The sequence below is a fragment of the uncultured Mycobacterium sp. genome, assembly GCF_964249325.1.
In the GTDB taxonomy this organism is placed as follows: domain Bacteria; phylum Actinomycetota; class Actinomycetes; order Mycobacteriales; family Mycobacteriaceae; genus Mycobacterium.
Genome location: NZ_CAXUCH010000145.1, coordinates 1 through 10,796, shown reverse-complemented (window position 1 = coordinate 10,796; position 10,796 = coordinate 1). Strand labels below are relative to the sequence as shown.

Below are 10,796 nucleotides of genomic sequence, written 5' to 3'. Positions count from 1 at the left end.
ACCGACTACTGTCAGACCCGTCCACATTCGCTGCAGCCACCGCTTGAATCCAACGTGCAAGTCCGGCTGGTGAGATCAGCCTTTAAAGTGTCGGTATGCCGCTTTCAGGAGAATACGCACCCTCGCCGGTCGACTGGTCCCGTGAGCAAGCCGAGAAATACATGGCGTCTGGGGGAGCAGAGGGCACCGAGCTGCAGGGCAAGCCCGTCGTCCTGCTCACGACAGTCGGGGCCAAGACCGGCAAACTCCGCAAAACTCCATTGATGCGGATCGAACACGACGGCGAGTACGCCATCGTCGCCTCACTGGGCGGCGCCCCCAAGAACCCGGTCTGGTACTACAACGTCAAGAAGCATCCGCGGGTGGAGTTGCAGGACGGCCCGGCCACCGGTGAGTACGAAGCCCGCGAGGTGTTCGGCGAGGAGAAAGCCGTCTGGTGGGAACGAGCAGTGCAGGTCTGGCCGGACTACGCCAACTACCAGGCCAAGACCGAGCGCGAGATTCCGGTGTTCGTATTGACCCCCGTCCGCTGAACTGCTGTTGAATGCCACCATTGACCCGTGTCCGCCGAACTGAGCCAGGTCCCTAGCACACCGCCGCTCTGCGCAGCGGACATCGATGCTGCGGCCAAGCGAATCGCGCGGGTGGTCACCCCCACCCCGCTGCAGCTGTGCGAGCGGTTGTCGGAGGTCACCGGAGCCACGGTCTACCTCAAACGCGAAGACCTGCAGTCGGTGCGGTCGTATAAGCTGCGCGGCGCCTACAACCTGCTGGTGCAGCTGTCGGAGGAGGAGATCGCCGCCGGTGTGGTGTGCTCGTCGGCGGGCAATCACGCCCAGGGATTCGCCTACGCGTGCCGCGCCCTGGGAATCCACGGCCGCGTGTACGTGCCGGCCAAGACGCCTAAGCAAAAGAAGGACCGCATCCGCTATCACGGCGGGGAGTTCATCGATTTGATCGTCGCCGGATCGACCTACGACATGGCGGCTGAGGCGGCACTCGAGGACGTGGCACGCACGGGCGCCACGCTGGTGCCGCCTTACGACGACGTGCGCACCATCGCCGGCCAGGGCACCATCGCGGTGGAACTGCTCGACCAGCTCGACAGCGAGCCCGACTTGGTCGTGGTTCCCGTGGGTGGCGGCGGGTGCGTCGCCGGCATCACCAGCTACTTGGCCGAGCGGACAGCGAACACCTCGGTGCTGGGTGTCGAACCCGGCGGCGCCGCCGCGATGATGGCCGCGCTGGCCGCCGGCGAGCCGGTCACGCTGGAACACGTGGACCAGTTCATCGACGGCGCGGCGGTGAACCGGGCCGGGACCTTGACCTACGCAGCGGTAGCCGCCGCCGGTGACATGGTGTCGATCGCCGCCGTCGACGAGGGCGCGGTGTGCACCGCGATGCTCGACCTCTACCAGCACGAGGGCATCATCGCCGAGCCGGCGGGCGCGCTGTCAGTTGCCGGACTGCTGGAAGCCGACATCCAGCCCGGATTCACTGTGGTCTGTTTGATCTCGGGCGGCAACAATGACGTGTCCCGCTACGGGGAAATCGTGGAGCGCTCGCTGATCCACCTCGGCCTCAAGCACTACTTCCTGGTCGACTTTCCCCAGGAACCGGGCGCGCTGCGCCGGTTCCTCGACCAGGTACTCGGACCCAACGACGACATCACGTTGTTCGAGTACATCAAACGCAACAACCGCGAAACCGGTGAAGCTCTGGTCGGCATCGAACTGGGATCGGCCGCCGATCTCGACGGCCTACTGGCCCGGATGCGGGCCACCGAACTGCACATCGAAGCGCTCGAGCCCGGATCACCGGCGTACCGGTACCTCTTGTAACGACGTCTCGTTAATTGCGAGCGGGCGCAGTTGCAATTGCGGCGTGTCTGTGCAGGCACGCCCGTAGCCGTCATCAGGCACCGAGATGTTGCGGTTCGTCGTGTGAATCGATCTGCAGGAGCGACTCGTCGTTGGCTCGAAAGATCGGCTCGAGCGGCACGTCGAGCCGTTCGGCCGCTTCGGTCAATGCCTTGGCCCACGTCCGGTCGGCCGACGAGATCGGTCGCCGGCCCGGCCCGGTCAACAGCAGAGCCACGGTGGTGCCGGACGCTGCGTCGTCGAGCAGCGTGCGTAGACCCGACATGAATCTCCTGACGATCCGCCCCTGCGGACGCGGACCGATCGGCACCTGGCTGAGCATTTTCATCAGGCGACGATCCGGACCGACAAAGCCGAACCACAACAGCTTTTCACCAAAACCCGAGGGCCCCATCAGCGCGCGCCAGCGCTGGCGCAAATCTGCGGCTGAATACACGGGGTCGGTGGCGGTCTCGATGCGCGGTATCGGGAACAGTTCCTGATGAGACATGGCCGAATCATCAGCGCTTGCCGGTGTGGCCGCCAGTCAGTTATCCACAGCCCTGAGTACCGCGACTGACTGCCCCGGTAACTCGGTGGTTTCGTCACCGACTTTGGGCTCACCCCAGGCCAGGACCACCTCGCCGCGCAGCGGCACCGACACCGCCTCGGTACCCAGGTTGCAGGCCACTACAAATCGCCCGCGGCGCATGGTGATCCAACGTTGCGCCTCGTCATAGTCGATCTGCAGATGCTCCAGCCATGGGTCAGCGAAATCGGTTTCGGTGCGCCGCAAGGCGATCAAATCCCGATAGGTGCTGAGCAGCTGGGCATGCTCGCCCAGGTCAGGCTCGTCCCAGTCCAGCTTTGAGCGCTCAAAGGTATGCGGGTCTTGCGGGTCGGGAATCTCGTCGGCGTCCCAACCGTGCTCGGCGAACTCCTTCTTGCGGCCCTCGGCGGTGGCCACGGCGAGCTCGGGTTCCGGATGAGAACTGAAGAACTGAAACGGTCGCGACGACCCCCACTCCTCGCCCATGAAAAGCATTGCAGTATAAGGTGATCCGAGCACCAGCGCGGCCTTGATCGCGAGCTGACCGAAGGTCAGGTTCTGCGACGGCCGGTCTCCGAGCGCACGGTTGCCGACTTGGTCGTGGGTGCAGGTGTAGGCCAGCAGCCGGGTGGCCGGAATCTTGGATGTGTCCAGCGGTCGGCCATGGCGCCGGCCACGAAACGACGAGTAGGTGGCCGCGTGGAAGAAGCCATGGCGCAACGTGTGGGCCAGCGTGGCCAGTGACCCGAAATCGGCGTAGTAGCCTTGGCGTTCACCGGAGACCGCGGCGTGAATGGCGTGATGGATGTCGTCGTCCCACTGCGCGGTCAGCCCGTAGCCGCCATCTTCTCGGGGAGTGATCAGCCGGGGATCGTTGAGGTCGCTTTCGGCGATCAGCGACAGCGGGCGGCCCACCTGCTGTGACAGGCGATCGGTTTTCGCCGACAGCTCCTCGAGGATGTGGATGGCGGTGGTGTCGACCAGTGCATGCACTGCATCCAGTCGCAGACCGTCGGCGTGAAATTCCCGCATCCAGCGCAGCGCACAGTCGAGGATGTAGCGGCGCACCTCATCGGAGCCGGCGTCGGCGATGTTGATGCCTTCGCCCCACGGATTGCTCGCCGACGAGAGGTATGGCCCGAACCGCGGCAGGTAGTTGCCCGACGGGCCCAGATGGTTGAACACCGCATCGATCAGCACACCCAAACCGCGGGCATGGCAGGCGTCGACGAAGCGCACCAGCCCGTCGGGGCCACCGTAAGGTTCGTGCACGGAATACCACAGCACACCGTCGTATCCCCAGCCGTGCGTGCCGGAGAACGAGTTGACCGGCATCACTTCGACAAAGTCGACACCCAGATCGACCAGATAACCGAGCTTTTCGATCGCGGCGTCGAAAGTACCTGCGGGCGTGAAGGTTCCGATGTGCAGCTCGTAGATTACCGCGCCCTCGACCGAGCGCCCAGCCCAGTCGCCGTCGCTCCACGCCGCAGTGGGCTCCCACAGCTGCGAACGCCCGTGCACGCCGTCGGGCTGGCGGGCAGACCGCGGATCGGGCAGTACCGTGGGCTCGTCGTCGAGCAGAAACCCGTAGCGGGCATTCGGCGCCGCGTCGACCGTGGCGCGCCACCAGCCGTCGTCACCGCGCCTCATCGCGTGCACGGCCCCGTCGACATCGAGGCGCACCCGCTCGGGATTGGGTGCCCAGACGGCGAATTCACGCATCGGCGCGCTCTAACAGCACCACAGGCAGCTCGGCGAACAGCTCGGCGGCCGGCGTCGCTGCGCTGAATGCCGCGCCGCTCAGCGTGTCGGTCCACTGCCCGTCGGGCAGCGACACCACGGTGTCGCCCCAACCCGCTTCGTCGAGCCGAAACGTCCAGCGGGTCACTGCCACCACGACATCCTCACCGCGGCGAAACGCCACGACGTGGGCGGCGGCCATACCGGTGGCCAGCAGCGGATGATAACCGCCGCGCAGGAACGTGTCGGGACGGGCGCGCCGCAGCCGCAGCGCCGCGGCGACCACCCGGATTTTGCGGTGACGCAAGGATTTCAACGCTTCACGGCGCGCCGCGTAGTCGACCGAACGCCGGTTGTCCGGATCGACCAGGCTGTCGTCCCACAATTCGGTGCCCTGATAGATATCCGGTGTGCCGGGCACCGTCAACGCCAGCAGCTTCTGGCCCAGCGCGTCGTTTTCGGCGTGCACGTTGAGCTGGCCGACCAGCTGGGTCAGCTCGCGCGCCACCGGCCCGTCCAGCACGGCGTCCAGCCAGGTGTGCACCGCCTTCTCGAACTCGGCGTTCGGGTCGTGCCACGAGGTGTGTGATCCGGCTTCCCGGATCGCTTTCTCGGCGTAGCCGTGCAGCCGCTGGCGCAGCTCGGCCGTGACCTCCCCGCTGACCGGCCACACACCGAAAATGTTCTGCCACAAGAACAGTCCGGTCGCGAGGTCGGGGGAGGGTGCGATGCGCTCCCAGCGGGTGACGAACTCGCGCCACAGTGCGGGCACCTGGGAGAGCACGCCGATGCGGGCGCGGACGTCCTCGCCGCGCTTGGTGTCGTGGGTGGTGAGCGTGGTCATGGTGTGCGGCCAGTGCCGGGCCCGGATCGCCGCGCTTTGGTGGAACTCTGCGGCGCCGACGCCGAACCGCTGCGGCTCGCCGCCGACCTCGTTCAGCGACACCAGCCGGGCGTCACGGTAGAACAGGCAGTCCTCGACGGCCTTGGCCGTCACCGCCCCGCATAGCTGTTGCAAGCGCGCCGCTGCCTCGCCGCCTTCCGCGACAGCAGCGGCGAGGATCTGGAGCGGCGGGCCCAGTTCCGGTGTTGCGGCCTGTGTTTCGGCCAGCGCCCTGGGCAGTGTCGCGGCCAGCCCCGGATAGTCGCAGCGGTAGACGTCGACATAGCCCAGCAGCGCGGCCACAGCCTCGGGCAGGCGCGGATCATCGACCCCGACGGTCGCCACAATGCAGCGGCACAGTCTGGCCAGCTCGCTGGCCAAGGTATCCGTGGCCACGGTGGCCTTGAGATCCCGCAACCGCGCCGGCATCTGCTGATAGTCGCCATCGGAGGAGTCGAACAGCGCGGTCAGCGCGGCGGCGCCGGCCGGATCGAGGAAAACCCCGCCCGCTTCCCGCAGTACGTCGTAGCCGGTGGTGCCGGCCACCGGCAGGGTGGGCTCCAGCGCCTCGTCGACGGCCAGGATCTTCTCGATCACGATCCAGGCATCCGGACCGACCAGTTCCCGCAACCAGGCCAGATAGCCCACCGGATCGGTCAGCCCGTCGGGGTGATCGATGCGCACACCGTCGACGAGTTTCTCGGCGAACCAGCGGGCGACTTCGGCATGCCACGCGTCGAACACCGCACGATCTTCCTGGCGCAGCCCGGCCAGCGAAGTGATCGAAAAAAAGCGGCGGTAACCGCAGATACCGTTTCGCCACCCGACCAGCCGGTAGTGCTGGCGCTCGTGGACTTCCGCGCCGGTGCCCTGCCCGGTGCCCGGCGCGATGGGCAGCGCCAGGTCACCGAGCCGCAGCCGGTGGCCGTCGACTTTCAGATCTGCGATGTCGTCGTCGGAACCCAACAGCGGCAGGATGATCCGGCCATCACCGAGATCCCAGTCGATATCGAAAAACTTTGCGTAGCGCGACGATCGGCCATGGGTCAGCACGTCCCACCACCACGGGTTCTGCTCGGGCTTATCGATCCCGACGTGGTTGGGCACGATATCGACCACCAGCCCCATCCCGCGCGCTCGCGCCGCGGCCGAGAGCCTGGCCAAACCGTCGGCACCACCGAGTTCGGCCGACACCGTCGTGGGATCGGTGACGTCGTAGCCGTGCGGCGAGCCGTGGACCGCGGTCAAGACGGGAGAGAGGTAAACATGCGATATCCCGAGCTCGTCGAGATAGTCCAGCAGCTCCTCGGCGTCGGCGAAGGTGAACCCGAAGCCGCTGTCAGGCCCGCGCAGTTGTAACCGGTAGGTGGACAGTACCGGAAAGGCCATGCGCTACAGTGTCTTCCGGAATATCAGCAATGACCGTCCCGGTAGCGAGATCTTCTCGCCGGCCTTCATGACCCGCTCGGTTGTTCCGGTGGGTTCGGTGGTGTCCAGTTCGGCCGTCCATTCCTGGCCGTAGTCGCCGTCGGGAATGACGAAGTCCACCGCATCTTGGTGGGCGTTGAAACACAACAGGAACGAGTCGTCGACGACACGTTCACCGCGGGCATTCGGTTCGCGGATGGCGTTGCCGTTCAAAAACACCGCAACGCACTTGTCGAAACCGCTGTCCCAGTCCTCCTGTGTCATTTCGCGACCCGTCGGGGTCAACCAAGCGATGTCGCCGACCTCGTCGCCGCGCCGCATGGGCCGGCCTTCGAAAAAGCGGCGGCGGCGAAACACCGGATGATCCGTGCGCAGCTGAGTCGCCTTGCGGGCGAAGGTCAACAGATCGGCGTTCTTCTCGGCCAGCGACCAGTCCATCCAGGACATCTCGGAGTCCTGGCAGTAGACGTTGTTGTTGCCCTGCTGGGTGCGGCCGAACTCGTCGCCGTGCGCGATCATCGGGGTGCCCTGGCTGACCATCAGCGTGGCGAGGATGTTGCGCATCTGGCGCGCGCGCAGCGCCAGCACGTCGGGATCGTCGGTGGGGCCTTCGACGCCGCAGTTCCACGACCTGTTGTGGCTCTCCCCGTCCTGGTTGTTCTCGCCGTTGGCCTCGTTGTGTTTCTCGTTGTAGGACACCAGGTCGTTCAGCGTGAACCCGTCGTGGCAGATAACGAAATTGATGCTGGCGCTTGGCCGCCGGCCCGTCGCCTCGTAGAGGTCCGACGATCCGGTCAGCCGGGAGGCGAATTCGCCCAGGGTTGCGGGCTCGCCCCGCCAGTAATCGCGCACGGTGTCGCGGTATTTCCCGTTCCACTCGGTCCACAAACCCGGGAAGTTGCCGACCTGGTAGCCGCCTTCGCCGACATCCCACGGCTCGGCGATCAATTTGACTTGGCTCACCACCGGGTCCTGCTGCACCAGATCGAAAAACGCGCTCAATCGGTCGACGTCGTAGAACTCGCGGGCGAGGGTCGAAGCAAGGTCGAAACGGAATCCGTCGACGTGCATCTCGGTCACCCAGTAGCGCAGCGAGTCCATGATCAGCTGCAAGGTGTGCGGGTGGCGGGCGTTGAGGCTGTTGCCCGTGCCGGTGAAGTCCTTGTAGAAGCGCGGGTCGTCGTCGTCGAGGCGGTAGTAGGCGGCGTTGTCGATCCCGCGGAAGTTGATGGTCGGGCCGAGGTGATTGCCTTCGGCGGTGTGGTTGTAGACCACATCGAGGATGACCTCGATGCCTTCTTCGTGCAAGGTACGCACCATGGCCTTGAATTCGCCCACCGCACCGCCGGGCTCACCGGACGACGCGTATTGGTGGTGGGGAGCGAAGAAGCCAAAGGTGTTGTAGCCCCAGTAGTTTCGCAGGCCCATCTCCAGCAGCCGGCTGTCGTGCATGAACTGGTGCACCGGCATCAGTTCGATCGCCGTGATGTTCAGCGACTTGAGGTGCTCGATGATCGCCGGATGGGCCAGGCCGGCATACGTGCCGCGCAGCTCCTCGGGGATGGCGGGATGCGTCTGTGTCATGCCCTTGACGTGCGCTTCGTAGATGACCGTTTCGTGATACGGGGTGCGGGGCGCGCGGTCGAATGCCCAGTCGAAGAACGGGTTGATCACCACGCTGGTCATCGTGTGTCCCAGCGAGTCGACCATCGGCGGGGTGCCGGTCTCGCCGGGCTCGGCGCCTTCGGAGTTGACGAAGTCCATGTCGTAGGAGAACAGCGCTCGGCAGAAGTCGAAGTCACCGTGAAAGGCCTTGCCGTAGGGGTCGAGCAGCAGCTTGCTCGGGTCGCACCGATGCCCGGCGGCCGGCTCGAACGGCCCGTGCACCCGAAACCCGTAGCGCTGGCCGGGTCCGACGCCGGGCAGATACGCATGCCAGACGTATCCGTCCACCTCGTCGAGGTTGACCCGGGTCTCGGTGTCGTCGTCGGCGATCAAGCACAGCTCGACTTTGTCGGTGATCTCGGAGAACAGCGCGAAGTTGGTGCCGGCACCGTCATAGGTGGCACCAAGTGGATAGTTGTTGCCCGGCCACACGGTGGGCAGCGTCGGCGTGGTTTCGGTCATGTCCGTGTTCGGTTGTCTCGGCGGCATCACTCGACTTTATCCGCGTCGCGCACGGACCGCTCCGACTGTCACCACCAGCCGGTGGCCGCGGCGATCTGCCGTCCGAGCTCACCGGCCAAGGTGCGCATGTAGGTCGCCGACAGGTGGTGAGCGTCGTGGTAGATCAACACATTTCCCTCGACGGCACGGCAGATGTCCGGCCGGCAGATCGCGTCGCTCAAGTCCAGCGGTTTGAGCATCGGGAATTGCTCGACGAAGTCCAGAGTCGGGTTGCGATCGGCCAGCACGTCGGAACGTTTGATCCCACACGATGTCGCATTGCCGCCCTTGGCCAGGCAATCCGCCGGTTCGAACGGCTGGCCGTCCTTGACCAGCCACGGGGTGTCCCGCATGGCCAGCACCGGAATGTTGTTGTCGGCGAACGTCTGCCAAATCCCGATATAGGTGGCCGGCATCACGTCGCCGGGTTTGATGTTCCACGGCCGGGTCGACGTCGTGAACACGTAATCGGGACGGTCGGCGATGAGCTTGGCCATGGTCTTTTGCACCCACTCGTGGCACTGCGGGTAAGCGGCGTTGTTGCCCATGATCAGCGGGACTTCCTCGGTGGACAGTGGGCAGCCCATCTTGAGGTAGGTGACCACTTTGAAGTGGTGCATGCGGCCGAGCAGGTCCAGCGCGCTGATCCAGTGTTCGGCGTGCGACCCGCCGGCCAGCGCGATGGTTCGGGTGGCCACGGCGTCGCCGTAGGCGCAGTTGATCAGCGCGGGGTTGGTCCAGTCGCTGATACAGCCGTCTTTGGTGGACAGCGGCAGATCGTTCTTGGCCTCCAACACGGTGGGCCGCATCCGCAGCGTGGGTACCCGCACCTGTTTGACCAACGCCCGCGCACCCGGATAGTCGCGTGCACTGAGCCCGCTGAGCTCTTTGCCGTCGGCACGTTGCACGGTGACATGCTCACGCCAGGTGAACGACGTCGCGGTCAAGGTCACGCCGAGCAGGGCCACCACCGAGCCCAGCGCCATCGTGGGTCGGCGCAGCCGCGAGCGCAATGGCACCACCGGCATCGGCGATTTCGCGTTGGCCGCTGCGCGATACCGCAGCGGGTCCTCGACGTGGCGCATGGTCAGGTAGGCGAGCACGCCGGAGAGCAGCAGTACCGCAGTGCCCTCGACGAAGTTGGCGCGCCGATGACCCGTATAGACGAGCCAGAAGATCAGCAGCGGCCAGTGCCACAGGTACAGCGAATATGCCATGCCGCCAAGCGTCACCAGCGGGCCGGCGGCCAGCAGGCGGTTGGGCAGCGGCATCTGCCCGTGGCTGCTGGGGTGGGCGTATCGGTTGGCTCCGGCAAGAATCATCAGCACTGTCGCGCCGACCGGCACCAGCGCCCACGGCCCCGGGAATTCCTTGACCCCGTCGATCAGGGCGCCGCAGGACAGGATCGCTGCCAGCGCGACCGTCGCGATCAGGGTGCGTAGCCACATCGGCCAGCGGATATAGGGGACCAGCGCACCGACGAGCGCCCCTAGCAGCAGTTCCCACGCTCGCGCGAAACTGTCGTAGTAGGCCACCGCCTGGTCGGCGTGGTGCGCATTGATCGCGTAGACGAACGACGCCACCGTCAGTGCGGTGAGCAGCATCACGAACAGCGTTCGCATCTGGGTGCCAAGGGATCGCCGCAGCAGGTGCGCACAGCCGAACGCCAGCGCCAAAAAAGCGATGTAGAACTGGCCCTGCACCGACATCGACCAGATGTGTTGCAGGGGGCTGACCGCTTCGCCGGCCCGCAAGTAATCGGCCACGCTGCGGGCCAGCTCCCAGTTTTGGTAGTAGCCCAGGCTGGCCAGGCTCTGGTCGGCGAAGGTCTCCCAGCGGGTCTGCGGTTGGATCAGGATGGTCAGCGCCGCGCACCCGGCCAGCACAACAACCAGGGCCGGCAGCAGTCGTCGCACCAGCCGGATGACCTCGGGCACGGGCGACAGCCATGATGCGGGGTTGAGCGCCGCGCGCAGCACCTTGCCGCCGAAAAAGAATCCGGACAGCGCCAAAAACACGTCGACACCGCCGGAGACACGGCCGAACCAGACGTGGAACATCGCGACCAGCGCGATCGCGATGCCGCGCAGCCCGTCGAGGTCGTGGCGGTAAAACCCTGACTTGCGATCACCCATCGCGACCGGGGCAGGCTCCGAGACGGTAGGCG

7 protein-coding genes are annotated in these 10,796 nt (G+C 65.8%); 2 read left to right on the top strand and 5 right to left on the bottom strand.

Annotated elements, in window-relative coordinates; genetic code table 11:
- Nucleotides 1–95 precede the first annotated feature (95 nt).
- Nucleotides 96–533, top strand: coding sequence for a nitroreductase family deazaflavin-dependent oxidoreductase (locus tag ACFE99_RS16910; protein ID WP_375487275.1), 438 nt, complete (start codon nucleotides 96–98; stop codon nucleotides 531–533).
- 27 nt (nucleotides 534–560) lie between these two features.
- On the top strand, nucleotides 561–1,841 hold the full coding sequence (gene ilvA / locus ACFE99_RS16905; protein WP_375487272.1) for a threonine ammonia-lyase: 1,281 nt from the start codon (nucleotides 561–563) through the stop codon (nucleotides 1,839–1,841).
- A gap of 73 nt (nucleotides 1,842–1,914) precedes the next feature.
- Here the strand turns inward: ilvA and ACFE99_RS16900 are convergent, their stop codons facing one another.
- From ACFE99_RS16900 to ACFE99_RS16880, 5 genes are all read right to left on the bottom strand, one after another.
- Complete coding sequence (locus tag ACFE99_RS16900; RefSeq protein ID WP_375487270.1) at nucleotides 1,915–2,370, bottom strand: hypothetical protein; 456 nt, start codon at nucleotides 2,368–2,370, stop codon at nucleotides 1,915–1,917.
- Nucleotides 2,371–2,406: 36 nt separating this feature from the next.
- Nucleotides 2,407–4,134 carry a malto-oligosyltrehalose trehalohydrolase gene (gene treZ / locus ACFE99_RS16895; protein WP_375487268.1) on the bottom strand — a complete coding sequence of 576 codons (1,728 nt, stop codon included), beginning with the start codon at nucleotides 4,132–4,134 and terminating at the stop codon, nucleotides 2,407–2,409.
- Nucleotides 4,127–6,424 carry a malto-oligosyltrehalose synthase gene (gene treY / locus ACFE99_RS16890; protein ID WP_375487266.1) on the bottom strand — a complete coding sequence of 766 codons (2,298 nt, stop codon included), beginning with the start codon at nucleotides 6,422–6,424 and terminating at the stop codon, nucleotides 4,127–4,129. The genes treZ and treY overlap by 8 nt, the downstream gene beginning before the upstream one ends.
- A 3-nt stretch (nucleotides 6,425–6,427) precedes the next feature.
- Nucleotides 6,428–8,590, bottom strand: a complete 2,163-nt coding sequence (gene glgX, locus ACFE99_RS16885; RefSeq protein ID WP_375487264.1) for a glycogen debranching protein GlgX — start codon at nucleotides 8,588–8,590, stop codon at nucleotides 6,428–6,430.
- Nucleotides 8,591–8,658: 68 nt separating this feature from the next.
- Nucleotides 8,659–10,796 (bottom strand): acyltransferase family protein (locus ACFE99_RS16880; protein WP_375487262.1); only part of this gene is annotated, 2,138 nt, incomplete at its 5' end.

Excerpts from the sequence above, each read along its gene's own strand:
- ACFE99_RS16910 (WP_375487275.1), top strand. The coding sequence starts at position 96 with ATGCCGCTTTCAGGAGAATACGCACCCTCGCCGGTCGACTGGTCCCGT.
- ACFE99_RS16900 (WP_375487270.1), bottom strand. The coding sequence starts at position 2,370 with ATGTCTCATCAGGAACTGTTCCCGATACCGCGCATCGAGACCGCCACC.
- treZ (WP_375487268.1), bottom strand. The coding sequence starts at position 4,134 with ATGCGTGAATTCGCCGTCTGGGCACCCAATCCCGAGCGGGTGCGCCTC.
- treY (WP_375487266.1), bottom strand. The coding sequence starts at position 6,424 with ATGGCCTTTCCGGTACTGTCCACCTACCGGTTACAACTGCGCGGGCCT.
- glgX (WP_375487264.1), bottom strand. The coding sequence starts at position 8,590 with ATGACCGAAACCACGCCGACGCTGCCCACCGTGTGGCCGGGCAACAAC.